At 73.5% G+C, this 25,216-nt stretch carries 21 protein-coding genes; 6 read left to right on the forward strand and 15 right to left on the reverse strand.

Going from position 1 to position 25,216, the window contains the following annotated elements; all coding sequences use genetic code 11:
* The 3 genes from VF202_10955 to VF202_10965 form a co-directional block, all read left to right on the forward strand.
* Positions 1–448: ATP-binding cassette domain-containing protein (locus VF202_10955; GenBank protein ID HEX7040626.1), on the forward strand; the 448-nt coding region annotated here is incomplete at its 5' end.
* A gap of 82 nt (positions 449–530) precedes the next feature.
* The gene (locus tag VF202_10960; GenBank protein ID HEX7040627.1) at positions 531–1,871 is read left to right on the forward strand and encodes an aspartate aminotransferase family protein; all 1,341 of its coding nucleotides are present in this window, start codon (positions 531–533) and stop codon (positions 1,869–1,871) included.
* Positions 1,872–2,003: 132 nt separating this feature from the next.
* The gene (locus VF202_10965; GenBank protein HEX7040628.1) at positions 2,004–5,120 is read left to right on the forward strand and encodes a tetratricopeptide repeat protein; all 3,117 of its coding nucleotides are present in this window, start codon (positions 2,004–2,006) and stop codon (positions 5,118–5,120) included.
* Between the two features lie 70 nt (positions 5,121–5,190).
* Here VF202_10965 and VF202_10970 read toward each other — a convergent pair whose 3' ends face one another.
* Both VF202_10970 and VF202_10975 read right to left on the reverse strand, forming a co-directional pair.
* On the reverse strand, positions 5,191–5,856 hold the full coding sequence (locus tag VF202_10970; protein ID HEX7040629.1) for a zinc metallopeptidase: 666 nt from the start codon (positions 5,854–5,856) through the stop codon (positions 5,191–5,193).
* A 184-nt stretch (positions 5,857–6,040) separates the two neighbouring features.
* Positions 6,041–6,250, reverse strand: coding sequence for a hypothetical protein (locus VF202_10975; GenBank protein ID HEX7040630.1), 210 nt, complete (start codon positions 6,248–6,250; stop codon positions 6,041–6,043).
* A gap of 218 nt (positions 6,251–6,468) precedes the next feature.
* Between VF202_10975 and VF202_10980 the strand changes: the two genes are divergently transcribed.
* Positions 6,469–8,031, forward strand: coding sequence for an FAD-dependent oxidoreductase (locus tag VF202_10980; GenBank protein HEX7040631.1), 1,563 nt, complete (start codon positions 6,469–6,471; stop codon positions 8,029–8,031).
* Positions 8,032–8,059: 28 nt separating this feature from the next.
* On the opposite strand, the gene VF202_10985 is transcribed toward VF202_10980, so the two are convergent.
* The 10 genes from VF202_10985 to VF202_11030 all read right to left on the reverse strand — a co-directional run bounded on the left by VF202_10985 (position 8,060) and on the right by VF202_11030 (position 19,971).
* Positions 8,060–8,614: a hypothetical protein gene (locus tag VF202_10985; GenBank protein HEX7040632.1), complete on the reverse strand. Its 555-nt coding sequence runs from the start codon at positions 8,612–8,614 to the stop codon at positions 8,060–8,062.
* Between the two features lie 53 nt (positions 8,615–8,667).
* A complete protein-coding gene (locus VF202_10990; GenBank protein HEX7040633.1) occupies positions 8,668–8,958 on the reverse strand; it encodes a hypothetical protein in 291 nt (96 codons plus the stop codon).
* Positions 8,959–9,148: 190 nt separating this feature from the next.
* Positions 9,149–10,207 (reverse strand): ABC transporter substrate-binding protein, encoded by a 1,059-nt coding sequence (locus VF202_10995; protein HEX7040634.1) that lies wholly within the window; start codon positions 10,205–10,207, stop codon positions 9,149–9,151.
* 165 nt (positions 10,208–10,372) lie between these two features.
* Positions 10,373–11,407 (reverse strand): ABC transporter permease, encoded by a 1,035-nt coding sequence (locus VF202_11000; protein ID HEX7040635.1) that lies wholly within the window; start codon positions 11,405–11,407, stop codon positions 10,373–10,375.
* The gene (locus VF202_11005; protein ID HEX7040636.1) at positions 11,407–13,377 is read right to left on the reverse strand and encodes an ABC transporter permease subunit; all 1,971 of its coding nucleotides are present in this window, start codon (positions 13,375–13,377) and stop codon (positions 11,407–11,409) included. The genes VF202_11000 and VF202_11005 overlap by 1 nt, the downstream gene beginning before the upstream one ends.
* A 2-nt stretch (positions 13,378–13,379) precedes the next feature.
* Positions 13,380–14,237, reverse strand: a complete 858-nt coding sequence (locus tag VF202_11010) for an ABC transporter ATP-binding protein (protein ID HEX7040637.1) — start codon at positions 14,235–14,237, stop codon at positions 13,380–13,382.
* Positions 14,230–15,609, reverse strand: coding sequence for a dihydropyrimidinase (gene hydA, locus VF202_11015; protein ID HEX7040638.1), 1,380 nt, complete (start codon positions 15,607–15,609; stop codon positions 14,230–14,232). The genes VF202_11010 and hydA overlap by 8 nt, the downstream gene beginning before the upstream one ends.
* Before the next feature lie 48 nt (positions 15,610–15,657).
* Positions 15,658–17,049: an NAD-dependent dihydropyrimidine dehydrogenase subunit PreA gene (gene preA / locus VF202_11020; protein ID HEX7040639.1), complete on the reverse strand. Its 1,392-nt coding sequence runs from the start codon at positions 17,047–17,049 to the stop codon at positions 15,658–15,660.
* Entirely contained in the window at positions 17,042–18,484 is a 1,443-nt protein-coding gene (locus VF202_11025) for an NAD(P)-dependent oxidoreductase (GenBank protein HEX7040640.1), read from the reverse strand. Before VF202_11025 ends, preA begins: the two co-directional genes overlap by 8 nt.
* A gap of 2 nt (positions 18,485–18,486) precedes the next feature.
* Positions 18,487–19,971, reverse strand: a complete 1,485-nt coding sequence (locus tag VF202_11030) for a CoA-acylating methylmalonate-semialdehyde dehydrogenase (protein ID HEX7040641.1) — start codon at positions 19,969–19,971, stop codon at positions 18,487–18,489.
* Between the two features lie 315 nt (positions 19,972–20,286).
* Between VF202_11030 and VF202_11035 the strand changes: the two genes are divergently transcribed.
* A complete protein-coding gene (locus VF202_11035) occupies positions 20,287–22,086 on the forward strand; it encodes a tetratricopeptide repeat protein (GenBank protein HEX7040642.1) in 1,800 nt (599 codons plus the stop codon).
* A gap of 160 nt (positions 22,087–22,246) precedes the next feature.
* Positions 22,247–23,491, forward strand: a complete 1,245-nt coding sequence (locus VF202_11040; GenBank protein HEX7040643.1) for a PLP-dependent aspartate aminotransferase family protein — start codon at positions 22,247–22,249, stop codon at positions 23,489–23,491.
* Positions 23,492–23,578: 87 nt separating this feature from the next.
* On the opposite strand, the gene VF202_11045 is transcribed toward VF202_11040, so the two are convergent.
* The 3 genes from VF202_11045 to VF202_11055 form a co-directional block, all read right to left on the reverse strand.
* Entirely contained in the window at positions 23,579–23,935 is a 357-nt protein-coding gene (locus VF202_11045) for a DUF4342 domain-containing protein (protein HEX7040644.1), read from the reverse strand.
* A gap of 93 nt (positions 23,936–24,028) precedes the next feature.
* Positions 24,029–24,757 (reverse strand): hypothetical protein, encoded by a 729-nt coding sequence (locus tag VF202_11050; protein ID HEX7040645.1) that lies wholly within the window; start codon positions 24,755–24,757, stop codon positions 24,029–24,031.
* A 61-nt stretch (positions 24,758–24,818) separates the two neighbouring features.
* On the reverse strand, positions 24,819–25,178 hold the full coding sequence (locus VF202_11055) for a cyclic nucleotide-binding domain-containing protein (protein ID HEX7040646.1): 360 nt from the start codon (positions 25,176–25,178) through the stop codon (positions 24,819–24,821).
* Between the last annotated feature and the right edge of the window lie 38 nt (positions 25,179–25,216).

Below are 25,216 nucleotides of genomic sequence, written 5' to 3' on the forward strand. Positions count from 1 at the left end.
GCTCTTCCCCGACATGACGGTCGAGGAGAACCTGGGCCTCGGCGCCTACCTGAGGCCGGCGCGCGCCAGGCGCAAGGAGGGGTTCGCGGCCGTCTACGAGCTCTTCCCCGACCTCTACGACAAGCGCCGGGTCCCGGCCGGGGCGCTCTCCGGCGGCCAGCAGCAGATGGTCGCCATCGGCCGGGCGCTGATGCTGCACCCGCGCGTGCTGATCATGGACGAGCCCAGCCTCGGCCTCGCCCCGCTCCTGGTGCGCGAGGTCATGGGCGTGATAAGGCGGGTCTCCGCCACGGGACTCCCCATCCTCCTCGTCGAGCAGAACGTGCGGCAGGTCCTCAAGATCTCCGACCGCACCTACGTGCTCGAGAACGGGCGCCTGGTGCTCGAGGGCCCCTCGAGCGAGCTGCTCGGCCACCCGCTCATCAAGCGGGCCTACCTGGGCATCTGATAGGTTCTTGGCGTATGCGTAGGCGGGCGGACCCACCGGCGCGGGGCGCGCCGCCGCGACGCCGTCGTGAAAGGGGCAGGGCGTGAGTCAGCGTGCAGCGGCAGCCGAGCGCCTCCGGGGCGCAGGCGAGAGGACGAGGGAGCTGAGGGCGAGGCAGGAGCGGGTCCTCTACCCGGTGATGAACAGGTTGCAGCTCTACGGCGACGAGCCGCTCGCCGTCGACCGCGCCAAGGGCATGTACGTCTGGGACGTCGAGGGCAACGAGTACCTCGACTTCTTCGGCGGCATCCTCACCGTGTCGGTGGGCCACTGCAACGACGAGGTCACCGAGGCGACGGTGCGCCAGCTCCGCAAGGTCCAGCACACGTCGACCCTGTTCATCAACGAGGTGACGGTCGCCTTCGCCGAGAAGATGCGCGACGTCACGCCCGGCGACCTCTCGGTCTCGTTCTTCACCTGCTCGGGCACCGAGGCGAACGAGACCGCGATCCAGACGGCCCGCACCTACACGGGCCACACCGACGTCATCGCGCTGCGCCACGGCTACAGCGGCCGCACGCAGACGGCGATGAGCCTCACCGGCCAGGCGCCGTGGAAGGGCGGGCACGTCTACGACGGTTACGTCAAGCACGTGCGCAACCCGAACATGTACCGGCGCCCCGAGGGCATGACCGAGGAGGCGTACCTCGACCTGTGCGTCGCCGACCTCGAGGAGGTCATCGCCTCCTCCACCGAGGGGCGCATCGCCGCTTTCATCGCCGAGCCCATCCAGGGCGTCGGCGGGTTCGTCGTCGCGCCCCGGGAGTACTTCGAGCGCGTGCAGCCGATCGTCAAGGAGGCCGGCGGCCTGCTGATCATCGACGAGGTCCAGACCGGCTGGGGCCGCACCGGCAGGCACCTGTGCGCGATCGAGCACTGGGGCGTGAAGCCCGACATCATGACGTTCGCCAAGGGCGTCGCGAACGGCTACCCGGTGGGCGTGACGATCACGACGCCCGAGATCGCGTCGTCGATCGACCACCTCACGCTCTCGACCTACGGCGGCAACCCCGTGGCCATGGCCACGGCGCTGGCGACCGTCGAGTACATCGAGCGACACGACCTGGCCGGCAACGCCGAGCGCCAGGGCGCCCGCCTGCGCGCGCACCTCGACAGGCTCGGGGAGCGGTTCGACTTCGTCGGCGACGTGCGCGGCATGGGGCTCATGCAGGCCCTGGAGATGGTGGAGCCCGGGCCGGGGAAGCGCCCAGACCCGGCGCGGGCCAGCGCGTTCGTGTCCGCCGCGCGCCGGCGCGGCCTGCTGCTGGGCAAGGGCGGCCTGCGCGGCAACGTCATCCGCATCGCGCCGCCGCTGATCGTGACCGCCGAGGAGGTCGACAGGGCCGCCCAGATCATGGAGGCGGCCCTGGAAGACGCCGCCTGAGCGACAGAGCCAGAGCACGCGCGTAACCGCCCTCGCGCCCGCGGCCCCGCGGTCGTAGACTCTGTCCACGACCCACCCCCGCAGCGTCGTCACGAGGCACCCGGGTCCCGGCGTATGACCGAGGCGATAGCGTTGCTCACCGCGGTTGGCGTGCTCGTGACGATCCTCGCCAACCTCACCAACATCGCGCGCTTCCTCGCCGAGCGGCGGGAGAAGAGGGCCCTTCGTCTCGGCTTGGTGCCGGCAGGCGCCGCTCCGGCGGCCGGCGGCGTCGCGGCGTCGCCGGCGGTGCCGACGACGGGCGCCGCCCTGCCGCCCATCGTCACGCCCGACAGGCGCATCCGCGTCTTCGTCTCCTCGACGCTGAACGAGCTAGCCGCCGAGCGCCGCGCCGCGCGAGCCGCGATCGAGCGGCTCAAGCTCACGCCCGTGATGTTCGAGGAGGGCGCCAGGCCGCACCCGCCGGCCGAGGTCTACCGCTCCTACCTGCGCCAGAGCGACGTATTCGTGGGCATCTACGGCGAGTCCTACGGCTGGGTCGCGCCCGGGTCGCCGCTGTCCGGCCTGGAGGAGGAGTACCTGCTCTCGAGCGGCATGCCGGCGCTCCTCTACGTCAAGCAGCCCGCGCCCGCCCGCGAGCCCAAGCTCGAGGACCTGCTTGACCTCATCAGGTCGGAGGGCAGGGCCTCGTACCGGCAGTACCAGACGCCCGAGGAGCTCACCGAGCTGCTCGCCAACGACCTCGCCGTGCTGGTGACCGAGCGCTTCCACGGGGCCCGGACGCCCCCGGCGGCGCGGCCCGAGCAGCCGGCGCCCGCCCGGTCCTCCGGTCCCGAGCCCGCGGCGCCCCAGCCGGGGCGCGGCTCCGGCCTGGCGCGCCGGCGACGGGTGACGGGCGCGGCGTGGCCGGCGCTGGCCGAGCACGACCAGCGCGTCGGCCGGCCGGCGCTGCCGCCGATGCCGCGCGCGCCCACCTCGTTCGTCGGCCGTGCCGCCCTGCTCGAGGAGCTGGCCGCCGTCATCCGCGACGAGGCGGTGCGCCTCGTCACGGTCCACGGGCCCGGCGGCATCGGCAAGAGCCGGCTGGCGCTCGAGGTGGGGGCCGTCGTGGCCGAGTCGTTCCCGGACGGCGTCGCGTTCGTGTCACTCGACGCCGTACGCGACCCGGAGCTCCTGCCCTCCGAGGTGCTCGCCGCCCTCGGCCAGCGCGAGACCGAGACGGGCGGGCCCGAGGAGAGGCTGTTCGAGCTGCTGCGGAACCGCGCGATGCTGCTGATCCTCGACAACTTCGAGGGCCTGCTCGCCGGGGTGCCGTTCGTGTCGCGCCTGCTGGCGGCGGCGCGCGGCGTGAAGCTCGTCGTCACGTCGCGGCACATGCTGCGGGCGCGGGGCGAGGTCGCGTTCTCGGTGCCGCCCATGGAGCTGCCGGCGCGGGGCACGCCGCTCACGCCAGAGGAGGCCATGGGCTACGACGCCGTGCGCCTGTTCGTCGACAGGGCCGACGACGTCAGCCCCGGCTTCGTGCTCGACGAGGACAACGTCGAGGCCGTCGTGGAGATCTGCCGGCGCGTAGACGGCCTGCCCCTGTCGATCGAGCTCGCCGCCGCGCGCGTGCGCACGGTGCCGCCGGCGGCGCTCCTCGAGCGGATGACGCGGCGCCTGCCGGTGCTCACCGGCGGGCCGCGCGACGCGCCCGAGCGGCAGCAGACCCTGCGCGCGACGATCTCGTGGAGCTACGACCAGCTCAGCGAGCGCGACAGGCGCCTCTTCGCGCGCCTCGCGGTCTTCGACGGCGTCACCTACCTCGACGCCATCGAGAGCGTGCTGGGCGGGGGCGGCGAGGTGCTCGACGGCATCGCCGCCCTCGTGGACGCGAGCCTGCTCATGCGCGCCGACCCCGACGAGGAGGCGTACGTGTTGCTAGAGACGCTGCGCGAGTTCGCCTCGGAGGTCCTGGAGGTCGACCCGGAGGCCGCGGAGCTGCGGCGGCGCCACGCGCGGTTCTTCGTCGTCTACGCCGGGCTCGGCGGCGAGGCCCTGCGCGGACCGGAGCAGCAGCACTGGCTGCGGCGCATGCGGGCCTCCGACGGCAACCTCAGGTCCGCGCTGACGTGGCTGCTGCGCACGGGCGCGACCGAGGAGGCGCTGCGCCTCGCCGCCGACCTGAGGCCGTACTGGCACCGCGTCGGCGCGCTCAGCGAGGGCCGGCGCTGGCTCAAGCGCGCCCTCGAGGCCGGCGAGGGCGCCCCCAAGGCCCTGCGCGCCGCCGCGATGCTCGCCGACGGCGTGCTCGCCTGGCGCCAGGGCGACCTCAAGGGCGCCCGGCCGCAGCTCGAGGCGGCGCTCGCGGTCGCCCGCGAGCTGGGCGACGACGTCAGCGCGATCACGGCCCTGAGGAGCCTGGGAGCGCTGGCGCAGAACGCGGCCGACTACGAGTCCGCGCGGCGCCTGATGGGCGAGAGCATCGCCCTCGCCGAGAGGCTAGGCAACGCCGAGGCCGTGGCCAACACCTACCTGAGCCTGGGGAACGTCGCGCTCGACCTCGGCCGGCACGAGGAGGCCGAGGCCCACTACCGCCGCAGCCGCGACCTCTCGGCCGCGGTCTCCGACACCCTCGGCTACGCCTACGCGCTCGACAACCTCAGCGTCAGCGCCTGGCACCGCGGCGACCTCGACGGGGCCGAGCGCCTGGCGGACGAGGTCATGGAGCTGTACGAGGAGCTTGACCTGGCCGGCGGACGCGCGAACGTCTGGCACCGGCGCTGCCTCGTCGCCATCGAGCGCGGGCAGCTCGAGACCGCCGAGGCCGAGGGGCTGCGCGCGCTGGCGGTGCGCGAGCGCCAGGGTGAGGACCGCGGCGCGTCGTTCGTGCTCTACGACCTGGCGCGCGTCTCGCTCATGCGGCGCGACCTGCCGCGGGCGCGCGAGCGGCTGGCCCGCGGCCTCGAGCTGGCGGCGCGCCAGGGGGCGCCGGTGATCGAGGTGCTCTACGTCGAGGGCGCCGCCAGCTACCTGGCGCTCCTCGGCAGGCACGAGCAGGCCTACCGGCTCCTCGCCGGCGCCGACGAGTGGCGCCGGCGGCTGAAGGTGCCGGTGGCGCCCGTCGTGCGGGAGCGCCAGCTCAGGCTGGGCCGCATGCTCGAGGGGCGCCTCGACGGCTACACCCGCGCGTCCGTGGAGGCCAAGGCGCGCGCGACCACCCCCGCCGAGCTGGTGGACGCCGCGCGCGCCGCGCTGGCGGACGCCTGAGGGGCGACGGCGACCCGGGCGCCTGCGGTCGCCGGCCCCGCCGGGGCCCTGCGCCGGCGGCCCCTCCAGCTCAGTCGCGGCTGCCCATGAAGAGCGACAGGTAGTAGAGCAGGTACATGATCGAGCCGGCGGCGGCGGCTACGTAGGTGAGCGCGGCGGCGTTGAGCACCTGACGCGTGCCGTCCACCTCCCGGCCCGTGGCGATGCCCAGCGTGGCGAGCTGCTGCGCGGCCCGGCTGCTGGCGTTGTACTCGACCGGCAGGGTGACGAGCTGGAAGAGCACGGCCGCCCCGAAGAGGATCACGCCGATCTGCACGAGCCCGAACAGCCCGAGGACCGCGCCGAGGATGACCAGCCACGGCGCGAAGTTCGCGCCCAGCGTGGCGACTGGCACGAGCGCGGTGCGCACCTGGAGCGGCGCGTAGCGGCTGGCGTGCTGGAGGGCGTGGCCCACCTCGTGGGCCGCCACGGCGTGGGCCGCGACGCTGGCGCCGCGGAAGTTGGCCGCCGACAGCGAGACGACCTTCTTGCTCGGGTCGTAGTGGTCGGTGAGCTGCCCGGGGACCTCCACGACGCGGACGTCGTGCAGGCCGTTGGCGTCGAGTATCGCGCGGGCCGTCTGGGCCCCGGTGATGCCCGAGGCGGCGGGCACGCGACCCCACTTGGCGTACGTGCTGCGCAGGTAGTTCTGCACCAGCAGGGTGACCAGCAGCAGGACGATGAAGAGTAGGTACATTCCCCTCCCTCTCGCGCCGCCGCCGCACGGCGCGGCTGCGGCGCCTATGAGACGAGGTTACAAGGTCCGGCCGCCCCTCCCGCGAGCGGGGGCGACCTGCCGGGAGGACCGTCGAGGCCGCGAGCGGCGGGCGCGCGAGCGGCGTCCGGGGAGCCGGGCCGCGCCGCCGCTCGGGCCCGCGACCTCACGAGCTCACGCCGGCGATGGACCAGAGCAGGCCGAGGCCGAAGACGAGCAGGCCGAAGACCATCAGCACCATGTTGAGGAGCATCCCCTCCATGCGGCGCGAGCTGGCCGTCTCGGCACGGCCGGAAGTGACGTTGATGAACACGACCGTGCGCGCGATACCGAGGAGGAGCGCCGCTCCCCCGACGACCATCATCATCGTGATCATGCAGCACCTCCCGTGGCCTTGGAGCCAAGCTAGAGCAGGAACCGCCCGGCGTGGGTCGTGGCGGGCACGAGGCGCCACGTCGGGAGCACGCGGCGCCTCCGCGCGCCCCCTCATCGGCACGCGGGCGCGCGCGGCGGACCCGGGACGCTCCCGCGCCGGCGAGGGTGGGGGCCCGGCGAGCCTTCCCCCGGCCTCTGCTAGCATGGCGCGACCCCGCCGTGGACCCGTCACGTCCCCAGAGGTTCGAGCAGCTCGGCGCCGCACGCTTCGACGTGGTGGTCGTGGGGGGCGGCGCCACCGGCGCCGGGGTGGCGCTCGACGCGGCCGCGCGCGGCCTGCGGGTGGCGCTGCTGGAGCGCGGCGACCTGGCGTCCGGGACGAGCAGCCGCAGCACGAAGCTGGTGCACGGCGGCGTCCGCTACCTCGAGCGGGCCGTCAAGCAGGCAGACAGGTCGCAGTTCCACCTCGTGCGCGAGGCGCTGCGCGAGCGGGCCGTGCTGCTGCGCAACGCCAGGCACCTCGCTCGGCCGCTGGCCCTGCTCACCCCGGCGTACTCGCCGCTCGACCTCCCCTACTACTACACGGGCCTGAAGCTCTACGACATGCTGGCCGGGCGGGCGAACCTGCGCCCCAGCCGCCGCCTCGGGCGCGACGACGCCCTGCGCCGCTACCCCATGCTCAGGCGGGACGGCCTGCGGGGAGCGGTCGAGTACCACGACGGCCAGTTCGACGACGCGCGCACGAACGTCGCGCTGGCGCTCACGGCCGCGGAGCACGGCGCCCTGGTCCTCAACCACGCCGAGGTCACGGCGTTCGAGAGGTCGGGCGGGCGCCTCGTCGGCGGCGAGGTGGAGGACAGGCTCACCGGCGCGCGCCACGCCTTCGCGACGCGAGTCGTCGTGAACGCCGCCGGGCCGTACGCCGACGCCGTCAGGCGCCTCGACGACCCGGCCTCTCCCCCGCTGCTCAGGGTGAGCTCGGGCGTCCACGTCGTCCTGCCCGGCCGGTTCACCCCGCCGGACACCGGACTGCTGGTACCCAAGACGGAGGACGGCCGGGTGCTCTTCGTCCTGCCCTGGCAGGGCCGCACGCTGGCGGGCACGACCGACAACCCCGCACCGCTCGAGGACGACCCGCGGCCGCGCGAGGAGGACGTGGAGTACGTGCTGAGGCACGTGCGCCAGCACTGCGAGCTGCCCGTGGACCGGCGCGACGTCCTCGCGTCCTGGAGCGGCCTGCGGCCCCTGGTCGAGGACAGCGAGTCCGCCGCCACCGCCCGCCTGTCGCGCGACCACGTGATCGTCACGTCACCGTCGGGCCTCGTGACGGTCACGGGCGGCAAGTGGACGACCTACAGGAGCATGGCCGAGGACGCCGTCGACGCGGCGGTAGCGGTGGGCGGCCTGCGTCCGCGGCGGGGCTGCGCCACGCGCGACCTGCCGCTCGTCGGGGCGGCGCGGTTCTCGCCCGACGGGCACGCGCGCCTGCGCTCGCTCTACGGGCTGCCCGGTGACGTCGCCCTGCACCTGAACCGCGCCTACGGCGACAGGGCCGAGGCCGTGGCCCGCCTGGCGCGGGGCGGCCTGGGCGAGCGGCTGGTGCCGGGGCACCCGTACGTCGCCGCCGAGGTCGTCTACGCCCGCGACTGCGAGCTGGCCTGCACCGCCGACGACGTGCTGGCCCGGCGCCTGCGCCTCTCGTTCCTCGACGCCGCGGCGGCGGAGGCCGCCAGGCCGCGCGTGGAGGAGCTCATGGCACTCGACAGCCCGGTCCCTGGTTGAGGGGGCGGCGATCGTCGCCGCGGAGGGCTCACCGCCGCTGCGGCTCGTAACGCACGTGCACACCGCTGTCCAGCAAGGCCCGTATGTCCGCCATCACGTCCGGGTCGTCGAGGTCGAGCCCGTCGTAGCTGACGTCGAGCCGGAGCGTCTCCAGGTCGGTGAAGCCCCTGAGGAAGCCCACGTCCGTGACCTTCGTGACGCTCAGCTCGAGCTGCTCGAGCCACGTCATGTGCTCGATGGGCGAGGTGTCCTCGAGCGGCGTGGCGCGGAAGCCGACGCGGCGGAGCCGGGTGAGCCCCGTGACCGCGGCCGGCGACGGCGTCCGCTCCGCGGTGAGGCTCGTGCTCGTCACCGCCACCACCTCGTGGTCGCTAGAGGCCGGGAGCGCGAACCCGTCGTCCTCCAGCACCGCCGTGGCCTCGTACTCTTCCCCGTCCACGGTCGCCGTGATCGTGTAGGTGCCGCTCTGCGGAGGCACGCCCGTCCACAGGTCCACGTAGAAGCCGTTCCTCCGGTAGACCGATGAGGGCCGTTGAGGGCTCTCGAGCGGCTCGTCGTCCGGGCGCTCGCCTGGTGCGGGCAAGGAAGCGCCCGGGGCCTTGCGGCCCCGGGCGCCCATGCCTCACGGGGCTACGGTCAGGTGGCCTTGCGCGTGCCGCCCATCACCGCGCCGGCGATCGCGGCGAGCACACCGCCGCCCACGGCGCCGCCGAGCACCGACGTCAGCAGCGACACGAGGTCGAGCGCGCTGCCGCCCGCGCCGAGGCCCAGGAGCTGCAGGAGCTGGGCGAGGCCCAGGCCGCCCACGGCGCCGGCCAGCGTGTTCCCGGTGGCGCCCATGGGCGCGCCCTCGCCGCGGCGACCCACCAGGTTGCCGCCCAACGCTCCTGCGACGATCTGGATGACTATCGGTAGCCAGGTTTCCATGCCCCAACCTCTCCCGCTCGGCCGTGTGCCGAGCGCCAGGGCGGGCGCCGAAGAGGCCTGCCCGCCGCCGAGCCCATGGCCTGGGAGGCGATGGCGAAGGGGACGAAGCAGGTGGCTCGCAAGACGATCGTACTCCAAACGTGAGAGAACGATGTGAGCGTTGCGACGTGGGCGACGCCCGGCGCGGGAGCTACTGACCCCCGATCGCCTCGAGGATCGACGGGTCGACGGCGTCCTCGAACGAGACGGGCTCGCTCAGGAGGCCGACCTCGACGAGCAGGTCGACCGAACGCTCGAACGCCTCCCGGTTCAGCGACCCGACGACGGTGTCCGGCGTCGGCTTCACGAGCTTGGCCGTCTCCGCCATCTGCCAGGTCTGGTGGATGAGCGGGCTCTGGGTCGAGCCGGAGCCGGCGCAGGTGTCGCCGCAGTACTTGAGGACGATCTGCACCGCCTCCTCCTGGTTCTCGACCGCGTACTCCCAGCCGCGGATCGAGGCGCGCACGAAGCGCTCGGCGACCTCGCGGCCCGACAGGCCGGAGCCCTTGAAGTCCTCGGTGGCCAGCAGCTCGGGCGTGGTGAAGATGTTGTCCTCGAGCAGGTCGGCGCCGATGTCGGCGGGATCGAGGACCACGAGCTGGTCCAGCGGGTAGCCCAGGCCCACGATCTGGTCGAGCTCGTTGTAGGTCATCGCGCTGGCCACGTCGACCTCGTGCGGGAACACGAGCGAGGGGTCGAAGGCGTAGACGACCGCGTTGATGTCGGGGCCCTGGACCGTGGGGTCGAGGTTCGAGGTGAAGCCGGCGGCGGCGAACACGGCCTCGGCCGCGAACTCGTTGCCGAAGCCCCACACGCCCACGTTGCGGCCGGCCAGGTCGGCGATCTCCTCGATGCCGGAGTCGGCGAGCGCCACGAGGCGGTAGCCGGAGTCCTGGAAGACCTGCGCGATCGTGACGACGTCGAGGCCCTGCTCGCGCTGGGCCAGCATGTTGGCGACCCAGTCGGTGCCGAAGTCGGCGTTGCCGGAGCCCACCTGCACCGTCGGGTTGACGTTGCCGCCGTCGAGGATCGTGACGTCGAGGCCCTCCTCGGCGTAGAAGCCCTTGTCCTGCGCCACGAAGTAGCCCGCGAACTGCGCCTGCGGGAACCACTTGGACTGGAAGTTGATGGGGATGAGCTCCTGGGCGAACGCGCCGCCGCCCGCTAGGAGCGTCAACACCGTCAGTGCCGTACCGAACCGACGCAGCATCTGCTACCTCCTCGTTGTCGACCTAGGCCGCCATTCTGGCACGCCTGCGCCGGCGCCGTGCCGTGGGTGAAGGCCGCCGCCCCCCGAACGCCGCGTCGGCCCCACGAACGCCCCGCCGCGGCCGCCCGCCAGCCCGCCGCGGACGCCCCTCGCCGGCCCGCGCCCTCACCCGCCCCGCGCCGACGGGTGCCACGCCAGCAGCCAGCGCTCGAGGAGCTGGACGGTCCAGTAGAGGACCATCGACAGCACGCTCGAGACGAGGATCGCGGCGAAGACGACGTCGAACTGGCCGCGGTGGGCCGAGAGGCTGATGCGCTGGCCCAGCCCGTTGGGCGGTCCGGGGATGAGGAACTCGGCGACGATCACGCTGACCACCGCGAGCACGATGGCGACCTTCAGCGACGTGAACACGTAGGGCAGCGCGTGCGGCAGGCGCAGGGTGAGGAAGCCCTGCAGCGGCCGCGCGGCGTAGGAGCGCAGCAGCTCGAGCTTGAGCGGCTCCACCGACGTGAGCCCCTGCACCGTGTTGAGCACGACCGGGAAGAACGTGACGATCACGCCCACGGCGGCCTTCGACTCCCAGTCGACGCCCAGCGCGCGGCCGAGCACCGGCGCCAGGCCGACGATCGGCACGGCGCCGAAGGCCGTCGCCAGCGGCAGGAAGCCGCGGCGGAGGAAGGCGCTGAAAGCGATGAGCGCGCCGGCGACGAAGCCGAGCAGCAGGCCGAGCCCGAAGCCGAGCAGCACCTCGCGCACGAACGTCAGGTAGGCGTCCGCGACGAGCACCGGCCACGCGCTCACCAGGGCCTGGCCGATGCTGACCACGGACGGGAAGATGCCGGGCGGCACCCTGAAGCCCAGGACCAGGCCCTCCCACGTGAGGAGCAGCACGAACGGCACGGTGGCGACGGGCAGTACGCGCTGGAGGCGGGAGATCAGCGCGGCGCCGGCGCGGTCCTCGGCCTCGTCGGCGCTCATGAGGCTGAGGCGCGCGCTGGCCAGCACCGCCAGGAGCAGGCCGCCGAGCAGCGCCGACCAGTAGAGGGGCCCCGCGGGGCCCGTCCGCGCGCGCTGCAGCGCCACGGGCGCGAACGCCGCCGCCACGCCCAGGGCCGTGAGCGCGACGAGCCCCAGCGCCCGGCCGGCGGCGCCCCCGAGGCTGCCCGCCGCGCCGCCGGCGAGCGCTCCGCGTGCCGCCATCAGCCATCCCCCGCGGCGGCCGCGAGGCCCGTCCTCTGCCACGGCGCCACGAGGCGCTGCACCAGCCCGACGAGCGACACGAGGCCTATGCCGAGCAGCGCGGAGATGCCGAGCAGGATCCAGACGTCGGCCACGTCGCCGGCCTGCACCTGGCCGATGATCGCGTAGCCCAAGCCCAGGCGGTTGTTCGACTCGACCTCGGCGACCAGCGCGCCCACCAGCGCCGCCGCGGCGCCCAGCTTCAGGCTCGTGAACAGGTAGGGCACCGCCGCGGGGAAGCGCAGCTTGACGAACGCCTGCAGCGGCGTGGCCGCGTACGCCTTCATGAGGTCGAGGGCCAGCGGGTCGACCGAGCGCAGGCCGGTGACCGTGCCGACCGTGATCGGGAAGAAGGCGATGTAGGCGCCGACGATCGCCGCCGGCACCAGGCTCGTCTGCACGGTCACGCCGAGGTTGCCCAGCACGGCGACGAGCACGGGCACGAGGGCGATCACGGGGATCGTCTGCGAGGCGATCACCCAGGGCAGCAGCGCCTGCTCGAACGGCCTGACGCGCACGAACGCCACGGCCAGGAGCACGCCGATGACCGTGCCCACCGCCAGCGACACCAGCGTGCCGGCCGCCGTGTAGAGGGTGGCGCGCACGACGTTGCGCGGGTCGGAGAGCGGGTAGGCGGTGAAGAACGGGACGAGCCTCTCGGCGATCCAGTGCGGGAACGGCACCGGATGCTGCGGCAGGCCGAGGAAGCACTCGAAGGCGGTCTCGCCGCAGGCCGGGCGCGCGTAGTAGGTGTACGAGGCCGCCCACGGCACCTCGCCGGGCCGCGGCGCCGCGGCCAGCGTGACCGTGCCGGTGGCGGGGTCGCTGACGCGGTAGTCGGGGAACTGACGCAGCGCCGCGTTGCGCGGCGGCGGCGAGCCGAAGGTCACGGCGGCGCCGTCCCGCTCGTAGTCGACGCCCTCCGCCAGCTCGCGCCCCTCCAGCGTGACGATGCCCCGCTCCGAGGGGAACGTGAACGTGGTCCTCGACCCGTCGACCCGCTCCTGCGGGCGCTCGGCGTCGCCGGAGAGCAGCCTGTCGCCGAGGTAGATGGCCCTGGCCTGGTCGGACTCGACGACCGGCGCCGACTGCAGCCGGAACGTGCGGTTCTCGCCGTCGACGGCGCCCACGAGACCCTCCGCCACGGCCACGTACGACGCGGCCGCGCGCAGCTCGGCGCCCGCCGGCGCCGGCTCCCGCAGCACCAGCGTGCCCGCCGCGGCGTCGAGGTACTCGTAGTCGCCGGTGACGACGCTCACGGGCGCGTTGAAGGACGGCGGGGCGTCGAAGACCAGCGAGTCGCCCTCCAGCGCGAAGCCCGCGCCCTCGACGAGGGGCGCGCCGGCCACGATCGCCACGGCGGGACCCTCGCCGACCAGCCTGCCGGCGCCGGGCACCGTGAAGTCGCGGCGGACGCCGTCGGCGCGCTCGACGGCCGGCGCGGAGCCGCGGCGGAGCAGGGCGCCGTCGAGGTAGAGCGGGGCGCCCGCCGAGGCGCCACCCGGCAGCGCGTGGACGCGACCCTCGAGCCCGGGCGAGCCCGCGGACCCGACAGGCTCCAGCCGCGGGCCCAGGCGGACGGCCGGTCCGTCCAGCGGCGACGTCAGCACCGCCGCGCCGCCCTCCAGCGTCACGCCGGCGGCGAGGACGTCGCCGTCCCTCACCAGCACGGCGGTGCCCGGCTCGAGCGCGGCGAGGCGCTCATCGACCTCCGGCGCGCCGCCGAACGGCAGGCGCGCCCCCGCGGCGCGGGCGTCGGCCACCGGCAACGCCGCCACCGTCGCGCGCACCCAGTTCGAGACGTTGGCCATGCGCCCGCGCGCCAGCGGCAGGCCGAGGAGCAGCGCCGCGGGGTACATGAGCGCCAGCAGGACGGCCACGACCCCGACGACGGGCCCGGCGCGCCTCAGCCACGACGCCAGGGACGGCATCGTCAGAAGCCCACCGTCTTCTGCGCCAGCGGCGGCTTGGGTCCGCTGCCCGCGCCGTGCTCCACGCCGCGCAGGGCCTCGCGCACCTGCGTCGTGAGCTCGAAGAACCGCGGCGTCTCGCGCGTCTCCGGCGTGCGCGGGTAGGGCAGGTCGACCTCGATGACCTCCCTGATCCGCCCCGGACGCGCCGTCATGACGACGATGCGCGTGGAGAGGAACACGGCCTCGGCGATCGAGTGGGTGACGAACAGGACCGTCTTCCTCGTCTCCTGCCACAGGCGCAGGAGCTCGAGGTTCATGGCCTCGCGCGTGATCTCGTCGAGGGCGCCGAACGGCTCGTCCATGAGGAGCAGCTTGGGGTCGAAGGCCAGCGCGCGGGCGATCGAGACGCGCTGCTGCATGCCGCCAGAGAGCTGCCACGGGTAGGAGCGCTCGAAGCGCTCGAGGCCCACCATCCTCAGCAGCTCGCGCGCCCGCTCGCGGCGCTCGGCCCTCTCGAAGCCCATGATCTCGAGGGGCAGCGTCACGTTCGCCAGCACCGTGCGCCACTCGTAGAGGACCGGCGCCTGGAATACGTAGCCGTACTCGCGGTCCTCCCGCGCCTGCCTGGGCGTCTTGCCGGCCACGTCGATCGTGCCCGACGTGGGCTCGGTGAGGTCGGCGATGAGGCGCATCAGCGTCGTCTTGCCGCAGCCAGACGGGCCGATCAGCGAGACGAAGTCGCCGTGGCGCACCTCGAGGTCGGCGTCCTGCAGCGCGACGGCCTCGCCCTTGCCGACGCCGAAGACCTTGCTCACGCCCCTGACCGCTATGACGGTCGGGCGCTCGTCCCTGCCCCCCGCGGCGACGCGCTCAGCCACGGAGCGGCTTGCGCCTGAGGAGCCTGCCGCGGCCGGGGTCGCCGACGAACTCGCCGTCGCGCACCGCCACCTCCCCGCGCACCGTCACGACGCTGGGCCGCCCGTCGATCTCCATGCCCTCGAACGCGCTGTAGTCGACGTTCATCTTGTGCGTCTGCGCGCTGATCACCCCGCGGTACGAGGGGTCGTAGACGACGAGGTCGGCGTCGGCGCCGACGGCGATCGTGCCCTTCCGCGGGTAGAGGCCGAAGAGCCTGGCGGCGTTCGTCGAGGCGACCTCCACGAACCGCTCCAGCGAGAGCTCGCCGCGGCTGACGCCGTAGGTGTAGAGGAGGTTCACGCGGTCCTCGATCGCGGGCATGCCGTTGGGGATCTTCGTGAACGCGTCCCTGCCCAGCGCCTTCTGCTCGACGTCGAAGGGGGCGTGGTCGGTGCCGACGGTGTCGACGAGCCCGCGCGCCAGGCCGCGCCACAGCGCCCGCTGGTCGTCCTTGGTGCGCAGCGGCGGGCTCATCACGTACTTCGCCCCCTCGAAGTCCGGCCTCTCGGCGTAGCTCTTGTCGAGCATCAGGTGCGGGATCACGACCTCGACGCTGAGGTCGACGCCGCGCAGCTTGGCCTCCACGGCCGCGCGCAGCGCCTTCTCGTTCGAGAGGTGCACGACGTAGCCCTTCGCACCGGTGACCTCGAGGAACGTCGCGAACTTCGCCGTGCCGGCCTCCTCCACCAGGTCGGGCCGGCTCGGCTCGTGCCACTCCGGCCCGGTCTTCCCCTGCGCCAGCAGCGTCTCCTGCATCGCGGCGATCACGCCCGAGTTCTCGCAGTGCGCCGTGACGACCACGCCGAGCTCCTTGGCCAGCCGCAGCGTGGCGTAGAGCTCCTCGTCGGTCACGCCGAAGAAACCGGCGTAGGCGAGGAACACCTTGAACGAGGTCATGCCGTCGGCCACGATGTCGCGCAGCACGCCCTCCGTCTCGTCGTCGAAGCGCGTGACGCCGATGTGGAAGGTGTAGTCGCAGGCCGAGTTGCCCTCGGCCAGGCGCCGCCAGTGGGCGTAGCCCTCGCGGAGGTCCTCGTGCCGGTTGGGGGCGAGCATCTCGATGTAGGTGGTCGTGCCGCCCACCAGCGCGGCCTGCGAGCCGGTGGCGTGCGTGTCCTTCGTGGCCGTGCCCATGAACGGCAGGTAGATGTGGACGTGCGGGTCGATGAAGCCGGGGAAGACGTACTGGCCCGTGGCGTCTATCACCTCGGCGCCGGCCGGCGCGCTCAGGTCGCGCCCTATCGCCGCGATCGTGTCGCCCTCGCAGTAGACGTCGGCCCGCTGGCGACCGCCGGCCGTCACGACCTCCCCGTTCTTGATCAGTAGGCTCATGAGCTCCCTAACACCCTCTCCCGGGCCCCCGCCTCTCGCGGCGCCCCATCAGTGGATGTCTATGCCGACCTCGGCGCGGTAGGCGTTCATCGCCTCCCAGTCGGTGGTGACGGCCGGGCGCGTGCGCACCAGGTCGTTCCACGTCACGCTGGGACGCTCGGGCGGCACCTCGACCATGGTGATGCAGCCCTCGACGGGGCACACCAGGCTGCACAGGTCGCAGCCCACGCAGTCCTCCTCGCGCACCCGCGGCTGCGGACGCTGCCCGTCCGGGCCGACGCCGGCCTTGAGGCTCGCCCTGTCGCCCGCGAGCGCCGCCGGGTCGATGCGCACGCCGTCGACCGTGAGGTCGATGCACTGGTGCGCGCCCTCGTCGCAGGCGACGTAGCAGAGGTTGCACTGGATGCACTTGTCCTCGTCGATGCGGGCGACCGTCTTGTACGAGAGGTCGAGGTCGCCGAAGTCGGAGACGCGGTGCGTGGCCGCGCCGACCACCTCGGAGACGCTCGCTACGCCCCTGGAGTCGAGCCAGTTCGAGAGGCCGTCGACGAGCTCCTCGACGATCCTGAAGCCGTAGTGCATGACGGCCGTGCACACCTGCACGGTCGTGGCTCCCAGCAGGAGGAACTCGGCGGCGTCGCGCCAGGTCTGCACGCCGCCCATGCCGGAGATGGGGACGCCGGACGCCCGCACCTCCTCGTCGATCGCGACCTGCGAGAGCATGTGCAGGGCGATGGGCTTCACGGCCGGGCCGGCGTAGCCGCCGTGCCCGCCCTTGCCGCCGATGTTCGGCCGCAGCTCGAACGTGTCGAGGTCCACGCCGACGATCGAGTTGATCGTGTTGATGAGCGACAGGCCGTTCGCGCGTCCGGCGACGGCGGCCCGTGCCGGCTTGGTGATGTCGGTGACGTTGGGCGTGAGCTTCACGATCACCGGGATGCTGGCGGCGTCGGTCACCCAGCTCGTGATCAGCGAGCAGTACTCGGGCACCTGGCCCACGGCGGCACCCATGCCGCGCTCCGACATGCCGTGCGGGCAGCCGTAGTTCAGCTCGATGGCGTCGGCGCCCGTGTCCTCGATCCTCATGACGATGTCGCGCCACGCCTCGGGGGTCGAGGAGACCATCGCCGAGACCACGACGGCGCGGTCGGGCCAGAGCCTCTTGACCTCGGCGATCTCCCTGAGGTTGACCGCGAGCGGCCTGTCCGAGATCAGCTCGACGTTGTTGATCGCCAGGAGCTTCTGCCCGCCCATCTCGAAGGCCCCGTACCGGTTGCAGACGTTGAGGACGGGGTCGCCTATCGTCTTCCAGACGGCGCCGCCCCAGCCGTACTCGAACGCCTTGTTGATCTGGTACGCGGTGTTCGTGGGCGGCGCGGAGGCGAGCCAGAAGGGGTTGGGCGACCTCACGCCCGCGAAGACGGTGGTCAGGTCAGCCACTGGCGCCTCCTACGGCCGCCGGCGCGGGAGGCTGCGTGAGTATCGGCCGGCCCGTGGGCACCCCGCGCGCCGGGGCGGGCACCTCTACGCCCAGCTGGCGCGCGATGGCCAGGGCGGCCAGCTTGCCGTCCTGCGCCGCCGTCACGGTGAGCGCGTGCCCGTGGAGGCGCGCGCAGTCGCCGGCGGCGAAGACCTTGGGGTTGCTGGTGCGCTTCTCGGCGTCGGTCTTCACGTAGCCGCGCTCCACCTCCACGCCGAACGCCTCCAGCAGGGCGAGGTGCTTCTCCTGGCCGATCGCGAGGATCACCTGGTCGGCCGGCAGCACGAAATCGCTGCCCGGCACTGGCTCCGGCCGGCGCCTCCCGCCCTCGTCGGGCTCGCCCAGCGCCATGCGCACGCACCTGACGCCGACCACCCTGCCGCCCTCGCCCAGGACCTCGACGGGCTGCGTGAGGAGCCTGATGTCCACGCCCTCGTTGCGGACGAACGCGACCTCGTGGTCGTAGGCGGGCATCTCCTCGCGTCCCCGGCGGTAGACCATCGTCACGCGCTCGGCGCCGAGCCGGCGCGCGATCGTGGCGGCGTCGACGGCGGTGTTCCCCGCCCCGACGACGATGACCTCGCGGCCGACGGGCACCTCGTAGAGGCGCTCCAGCCCGTCCTTCTCGGCCATCTTCGTGGCGGCGATGAAGTCGAGGGCGTCCACGACGCCCCGCAGGTCCTCGCCCGGCACGCCCAGCCGCGGGACCCTGCCTGTCCCGGCCGCGATGACGACGGCGTCGTACTCGGCCAGGAGCCGCTGCGGGTCGACGTCCTTCCCGACCTCCACTCCGGTGTGCACCTGCACGCCCAGCCGCTTGACGAACTCGACCTCCTCGAGCGACACCGCCACGGGCTCGCGCATGACGACGATGCCGTAGGTCGAGAGGCCGCCCGGGAGCTCCTCCTTCTCGAACACGTGCGCCTCGACGCCGAGCTTCGCGAGCTCGCCGGCGCAGGTGAGGCCGGCGGGACCGGACCCCACGACGGCCACGCGCCGGCCCGTGGGCGGCGCGGGCTGGAACGGCATCGCGCCGGCCTCGAACAGGTGGTCGGTGGCGTAGCGCTGCAGCCTGCCGATGGCGATGGGCCTGTGCTCGGCGCCGAGCACGCACGCCCCCACGCAGAGCTCGTCGACGGGGCAGACGCGCCCGCAGGTGTGGCCCATGAGGTTCGACTCGAGGATCGTCCTCGCCGCCCCCAGGACGTTCCCCGTGGCGATCTTCCTGATGAACGTCGGGACGTCGATGTCGGTCGGGCACGCCTTGATGCACGGGGCGTCGAAGCAGTAGAGGCAGCGGCTCGCCTCGACGTACGCCTCGTTGTCGGTGAAGCGCGGGTACGTCTCGGTGAACGCCGCCTGTAGCTGCTCCAGCGGGAGCGGGGAGCGGTCCATGCTCAGAAGGTCCGGCTCCACTGCTTGGGCCAGCGCTCGATGACGACCTTCGTCTGCGTGTAGAACTCGAACCCGTGGTGCGCCTGGGCGTGGAGGTCGCCGAAGAAGCTCTCGCCCCAGCCGCTGAAGGGGAAGAACGCCATGGGGGCCGCGACGCCCAGGTTCACGCCGATGTTGCCGGCGACGGCGTTGTGTCGGAAGTGCCGCGCCGCGGCGCCGGACGACGTGAAGATGCTGGCCTGGTTGCCGAAGCGCCTGTCGTTGACGATCTGGATGGCCTCGTCGAGGTCGCGGGCGTGCATCAGGGCGAGGACGGGCCCGAAGACCTCGGTCGCGGCGATCGTGCTGCGGGGGTCCACCTCGTCGAGCACCGTGGGGTGCACGAAGTAGCCGTCCCTGAAGCCGTCGACCTCCTTCTCGCGTCCGTCCACGACGGCGCGGGCGCCCTCCTTCAGCCCCTGGTCGATGAGCGACCTGATGCGGTCGCGCGACTCGGCGCTGATGACGGGGCCCATCTCGACGCCCTCCATGAGCCCGTAGCCCACCTTGCGCGAGGCCGCCGCCTGCGAGATGCGCTCGGTGAACTCGCCCCTCGCCTCTCCCACGGTGATGACGGCCGAGGTGGCGAGGCACCGCTGGCCGGCGCAGCCGAACGCCGAGTCGGCGAGGATGCGCGTCGACATCTCCATGTCGGCGTCGGGCAGCACGATGGCCGGGTTCTTCGCCCCGCCCTGGCACTGGGCGCGCTTGCCGCTCGCCGCGGCCCGCGCGTAGATGTACTTGGCCACCGGCGTGGAGCCGACGAACGAGATCGCCTTGACGTCGGGGTGGTCGAGGATCGCGTCGACCGTCTCCTTGCCGCCGTTGACGAGCCCGAGCACCCCGGGCGGGAACCCGGCCTCCTCGAACAGGCGGAACAGGAGCTGCGTGGTGACGGGGACCTTCTCGCTCGGCTTGAGCACGAAGCAGTTGCCCGCGGCGACCGCGTAGGGCATGAACCAGAGCGGGATCATGCCGGGGAAGTTGAACGGGGTGATGGCGGCGACCACGCCTAGGGGCTGCCTGAGCATGTGCTCGTCGATGCCCCTGGCGATGTCCTCGTTGTTGTGGCCCTGCAGGAGGATCGGCGCCCCGCAGGCGACCTCGACGTTCTCGATGCCGCGCTGCATCTCGGCGTACGACTCGGCGTAGGTCTTCCCCGCCTCGTTCGTGATCGTCTTGGCCAGCTCGTCGAGGTTCGCGGTGAGCAGGTCGCGCAGCTTGAACAGCGGCTTGATGCGGTCGACGACGGGCGTCTCGCGCCACTCGGGGAAGGCCTTCACAGCCGCCTTCACGGCGGCGTCCACCTCCTCGGCCGGGCTGAGGGGCACCAGCGCGATCGTCTCGGCCGTGGCCGGGTTCCGCACGGGGGCCTTGGCGCCCGCCTGCGACGGGGTCCACTTGCCTCCCACGTAGTTGAGTAGGACCTCTGCCTGAGCTTCGATCATGCCTCTCGCTCCGTCTCCAGGTGTGGGTGTCCCTGTGGCTTGCCCATCAGGAAGCCGCAACCGCTTGAGGGTTCCGCCATTCTATGCCCGTCGCGCCGCGCTAGCCACAGCCCGTGGGCGAGGACGGGGCGCCAGGCGGAGCGGCGCCCGCGCCCCGGCCGGCCGCCGACGCCCGGGCGCCGGTGCGGGCGCGGCTCCGTCGGCCGCGCGGCGGGCGAGGGACGTCCGCGCGCCACGGGCCGGCCCGAGGTCGCTCAGCCGCTGCCCCTGCGGCTCGTGTAGCATGGCTCCCCACATCCTGTGCGGAGGTCGTCCATGGAGCAGGTCCTGGAACGCGCCAGCGACCGATACGTCTTCGACATGGGGGGTTACTCGCGTCCCGTGCGCACCGTCTCGCCGGAGGCGCAGCTGTGGTTCGACCGCGGCCTGGCCTGGTGCTACGGGTTCAACCACGACGAGGCGATCCGCTGCTTCGAGCGCGCCGCCCGCGCCGACCCGGACTGCGCCATGGCCCACTGGGGCATCGCCTACGCCGCCGGCTGCAACTACAACAAGCCTTGGGAGGCGTTCCTCGAGGGCGAGCGCGCCGCGGCGCTCGGCCTGGCGTACGACGCCGCCCACGCCGCGCAGGCGGCGGTCGACCGCGCGGGCGAGGACGCCTGGCCGGCGGAGAGGGCGCTCATCGGGGCGCTGCCGGCGCGCTACCCGGCGCGCGAGGCGCCGGAGGGCACGCCCTTCCAGGCCTGGAACGACGGCTACGCGGCCGCGATGCGCCAGGTCTACGCCCGCTTCCCCGACGACCCCGACGTGGCGGCGCTCTTCGCCGAGGCCCTCATCAACAGGACCCCGTGGCAGCTCTGGGACCTGCCCACCGGCACGCCGCGGGAGGGCGCCGACACCCTGGAGGCGCAGGCCGTGCTCGAGCGGGCCATCGCCGCGCGGGAGTCGGCGGGCGAGGCGCCCCACCCGGGCCAGCTCCACGCCTACCTGCACACGATGGAGATGTCGCCCACGCCGGAGCGGGCGCTGCGCGCCGCCGACGCGCTGCGCGACCTCGTGCCCGACGCCGGCCACCTGCGCCACATGGCCTCGCACATCGACGTCCTGTGCGGCCACTACCACGCTTCGCTCGTGGCCAACGAGCGGGCGATAGAGGCCGACGACAGGTACTTCGCGGCGACCGGCGAGAAGGGCTTCTACACGCTCTACCGCTGCCACGACATCCACTTCAAGATCTACTCGGCGATGTTCCTCGGCCAGCTCCGCCCGGCCCTCGAGGGCGCGAGGCAGCTCAGGGAGGCTCTGCCGGAGAGCGTGCTGAGGATCGAGACGCCGCCGATGGCCGACTGGACCGAGGGCTTCCTCGGCATGGGCGTCCACGCGCTGGTGCGGTTCGGCCGCTGGCAGGACCTCCTCGCGCTGCCGCTGCCCGCAGACCCGGAGCTCTACTGCGTGACGACGGCGATGACCCGCTACGGGCGCGGCATCGCCTACGCCTCGCTGGGCGATGTGGAGGCGGCCGAGGCCGAGCAGCGCGCGTTCCGGGAGGCCGTGGAGCGCGTGCCGGAGAGCCGCACGGTGTTCAACAACACCTGCCGGGCCATCCTGGGCGTGGCCGAGGCGATGCTCGACGGCGAGCTGACCTACCGCAGGGGGGACCACGACGCGGCGTTCGCCAAGCTGCGCCGCGCCGCCGAGCTGTCGGACGGCCTCACCTACGACGAGCCCTGGGGCTGGATGCAGCCGGTGCGCCACGCGCTGGGCGCGCTGCTGCTCGAGCAGGGGCGCGTCGAGGAGGCCCTGGAGGCGTACCGCGACGACCTCGGCCTCTCGGGCCGCCTGCCGCGCGCCCACCAGCACCCCGACAACGTCTGGGCCCTCGCCGGCCTCGTCGAGTGCCTGGAGCGGCTGGGCCGCGGCGACGAGGCCGCGCCGTTCCGCCAGCGGCTGGCGCTGGCGCGGGCGCGCGCCGACGTCGAGGTCGCGACCTCGTGCTTCTGCCGCCTCGACACGCGCGGGGCCCCGGTCGCCGACGGCGCCCACGCGCACCGCGACCACGGAGCCCATGGCGGGCACGTCGTCGGCGACGGGGGCACAGGAGAGAGCTGCCACTAGCCCGACCCCAAACCGCGCCGTGCGCCGCCGGGGCGCGCCGCGACCGCCCGACGCGCCCCCGCCGCGAGGCCGCCCGCGTGGGCCGCCCCTCGCGCCCCCTTTGTAGCCACGCGGGGCCTCTCTTACACATCACGGGGGCGCGTCGGTGTCATGGTGACGCATGCCGTCTCGCAACGACGCCACGGACCCGGCGCGGGGCGCGGGGACGCCGGGCGGGGGCAGCGCCTTCGCCACCCTCGCCGTGAAGGCCGGCAACCGCTCCGACCCCGCCACGGGGGCCCACGGCACGCCCGTCTACCAGACGACCACGTTCCTGCTCGGGAGCGTGGCCCGCGGCGCCCGCCTCTTCGCGGGAGAGGAGCAGGGCGAGATCTACAGCCGGCTCGGCAACCCCACGGTCACGGCGGCCGAGGAGAAGCTGGCCGCGCTGGAGGGGGCGGAGGCCGCGGTGGCGTTCGCCTCCGGCATGGGGGCGATCGCCGCCACCTTCGTGTCCCTGCTCAGGCAGGGCGACGAGGTGCTCTACCTCGGACCGCTCTACGGCGGCACCCACGCGCTCCTGCACGACCTGCTGGCGCGCTTCGGCATCGTCGCCAGGTCCGTCGGCGAGGACGAGCTGGAGGCGGCGGTCACGCCGCGCACGCGCCTGGTCTACGCCGAGACGCCCACCAACCCCACCCTGGCCGTCCACGACCTGCGCCGCGTGGCCGACGTGGCGCGCCGGCACGGCCTCCTGAGCATGGTCGACAACACCTTCTCCACGCCCTACCTCACGCGGCCGCTGGAGCTGGGCATCGACCTCGTGGCGCACTCGGCCACCAAGTACCTCTCGGGCCACGGCGACGTGCTGGGCGGCTTCGTCGCCGGGTCGGCCGAGCTCCTCGAGCCCGTCAGGCTGGAGGGACTGCGCCACTTCGGCGCCGCCCTCGACCCGCACGCGGCGTTCCTCGTGCTGCGCGGCATGCGCACCCTGCACCTGCGCATGGAGGCGCACTGCCGCAACGCCAGGGCCGTCGCCGAGGCGCTGCGGGACGCGCCCGGCGTGGCGCGCGTGCACTACCCGGGACTGCCCAGCCACCCGGGCCACGACGTCGCCGCGGCGCAGATGCGCGACTTCGGCGGGATGGTGTCGGTCGAGCTGCGCGGCGGCCTGCCCGCGGCCGAGGCCTTCCTCGGGGCGCTGCGGGTGATCGACCACGCGGTCTCGCTCGGCGACGTCTGCTCGCTGGCCTGCGTGCCGGCGGCGTCCACCCACCAGGTGGTACCCGCCGACGAGCTCGCGCGCGCGGGGATCGCGCCCGGGCTGGTGCGCATCTCCGTGGGCGTGGAGGACCGCGCCGACCTCGTCGCCGACGTGAGGCGGGCGGCCGAGGCGGCCGCCCGCGTCTCCGCCGCCGAGGCCTAGGCCCCGGCGCGGGCCGCCGCGAGACCGACCCGCCGGCCGGAGCGTCCTGGCCGCGGCCTCAGGGCCGGCTCGTGCCCGTCGGTGCCCTCAGGCCGACTCGTCGGTCGGCCCCGTGCCGCCGGTCGTGGCGGTGCCGACCTCCGCGCCGCCGGCGTCCGGGCCCGTGTCGACCCTGTCGACGGCGATCGTCAGGTTCGCCGCCAGGGCGGCGATCGCGCCGATCGCGGCCCACACCGGCAGCAGCACCGTGCCGATGACGCCGAGCGTCAGCGGGATCTCGATGAGGGTGCGGCCCTCGTCGTTCTTGATCGTGATGCGGCGGACGTTGCCCTCGTGGACGAGCTCCTTGACCTTGGCCAGGACGCGCTCGCCGGACACGCGGAACTCCTCGGTGTAGTGCTTCCGGCGGTCGTCGGCGCCCATGGGATCGGACTGGTCGCTCATGTCGCTCCTCCCTGGCCGGCCCGCGGCCGACCGTGTCGAGCACAGGCTAGGGCCGGGGCGTGAGGCCGGACATCAGTCCTTGGGATGAGTGGCTCACCTCCGCCCGGACCACAGGGCCGACCTCCCGTCGGGCAGCGACACGCGGTCGACGAGGGCGTCGAGCTCCCGGCGCGCGGCGTCGGCCCGCTCGCCGCCGGTGGTGACGACGCGGGAGACGAACTCGAAGCAGTCCCCGCGGAACGCGAGCCGGCGCAGGCTCAGCGTCTCGACCGCGTCGCCCGACGGCCGCGCCACGGTGCCGAACAGGGCCGCCGCGTGGTCGCGCGAGCCGCTGACGCTGGGGAGGTTGTCCTCGAACCCGGACGGCGGCTCGAGCACGCAGTCCGCCTCGCTCTCCAGGTCGTCCCGCAGCCTCACGCCGAGGCCCGCCGCCTCCGCCCCGTTGACGGCGGAGGCGTAGAGGCAGTAGTCGAAGACCTGGGGGCAGGCGTCTGACGCGGCGTCGTCAGGGGGGCCGTCCTCGCCGTCGACCAGGCCGTAGCCCTGCGGCAGGGGCATGACGACGTGCGCGGCGCCCAGCTCCACGCTCTGGGCCTCACCGGCCACGGGCGCGGGCGAGCCCGGCGACGACGCGTCGCCGGCTCCCGCCGGCCGACCGCCGGCCGGCACCGGTCCGCCTCCCCGCTCCCGTGTACCGGCCACGACGTTCGCGGCCTCCATGGACCCCGCGCGCTCTCTCCTCCCCCGCTGCCAGGGACCCATGACCAGGGCGCCCAACAGCAGGATGACGCAGACCACGAGCACGACACCGCCCCGACCCATGAGGGGAGTATCGGCCCGCAACATGCGACGCGCGTAACTGGAAGGTTAAAGGCGTGGCGCGTCAGTTCGGCGGGCGCATGTAGCGGCGCAGGCGCTGCGCCATCACGGACATCACGTGTAGGCCGAAGGTGGGGGAGCGCCGGATGAGGTGCTTGAACCACTCCTCGTCGATGGGCTCGACCCGGGCGTCGGTGCGGGCCACGGCGTCGGCGCTGCGGGGCGCGCTGTCGACGATGGCCATCTCGCCGAAGACGCTGCCGGGGCCCAGCTCCTCGATGGTCCTGCCGTCCAGCATGATGTCGACGGTGCCATCGAGCAGCACGTACATCTCGCTCGCCGCGTCGCCGGCGTTGAAGATCACGTCGCCGGCGGCGTACCCGCGGGCGTTGGGCGAGTCCTTGAAGATCGCCAGCACGTCCATGCCTGGTCCCACCTCCTCCGGTGACGCCCAGCATGCCA

The sequence above is a fragment of the Trueperaceae bacterium genome, from assembly GCA_036381035.1.
Lineage (GTDB): Bacteria > Deinococcota > Deinococci > Deinococcales > Trueperaceae > DASRWD01.

Excerpts from the sequence above, each read along its gene's own strand:
- hydA (HEX7040638.1), bottom strand. The coding sequence starts at position 15,609 with ATGAGCCTACTGATCAAGAACGGGGAGGTCGTGACGGCCGGCGGTCGC.
- VF202_11030 (HEX7040641.1), bottom strand. The coding sequence starts at position 19,971 with ATGATCGAAGCTCAGGCAGAGGTCCTACTCAACTACGTGGGAGGCAAG.
- VF202_10995 (HEX7040634.1), bottom strand. The coding sequence starts at position 10,207 with ATGCTGCGTCGGTTCGGTACGGCACTGACGGTGTTGACGCTCCTAGCG.
- VF202_11040 (HEX7040643.1), top strand. The coding sequence starts at position 22,247 with ATGCCGTCTCGCAACGACGCCACGGACCCGGCGCGGGGCGCGGGGACG.
- VF202_11055 (HEX7040646.1), bottom strand. The coding sequence starts at position 25,178 with ATGGACGTGCTGGCGATCTTCAAGGACTCGCCCAACGCCCGCGGGTAC.
- VF202_10970 (HEX7040629.1), bottom strand. The coding sequence starts at position 5,856 with ATGTACCTACTCTTCATCGTCCTGCTGCTGGTCACCCTGCTGGTGCAG.
- VF202_11025 (HEX7040640.1), bottom strand. The coding sequence starts at position 18,484 with ATGGACCGCTCCCCGCTCCCGCTGGAGCAGCTACAGGCGGCGTTCACC.
- VF202_10990 (HEX7040633.1), bottom strand. The coding sequence starts at position 8,958 with ATGGAAACCTGGCTACCGATAGTCATCCAGATCGTCGCAGGAGCGTTG.
- VF202_11045 (HEX7040644.1), bottom strand. The coding sequence starts at position 23,935 with ATGAGCGACCAGTCCGATCCCATGGGCGCCGACGACCGCCGGAAGCAC.
- VF202_11005 (HEX7040636.1), bottom strand. The coding sequence starts at position 13,377 with ATGCCGTCCCTGGCGTCGTGGCTGAGGCGCGCCGGGCCCGTCGTCGGG.
- VF202_11035 (HEX7040642.1), top strand. The coding sequence starts at position 20,287 with ATGGAGCAGGTCCTGGAACGCGCCAGCGACCGATACGTCTTCGACATG.
- VF202_11050 (HEX7040645.1), bottom strand. The coding sequence starts at position 24,757 with ATGGGTCGGGGCGGTGTCGTGCTCGTGGTCTGCGTCATCCTGCTGTTG.
- VF202_10975 (HEX7040630.1), bottom strand. The coding sequence starts at position 6,250 with ATGATCACGATGATGATGGTCGTCGGGGGAGCGGCGCTCCTCCTCGGT.
- VF202_11000 (HEX7040635.1), bottom strand. The coding sequence starts at position 11,407 with ATGGCGGCACGCGGAGCGCTCGCCGGCGGCGCGGCGGGCAGCCTCGGG.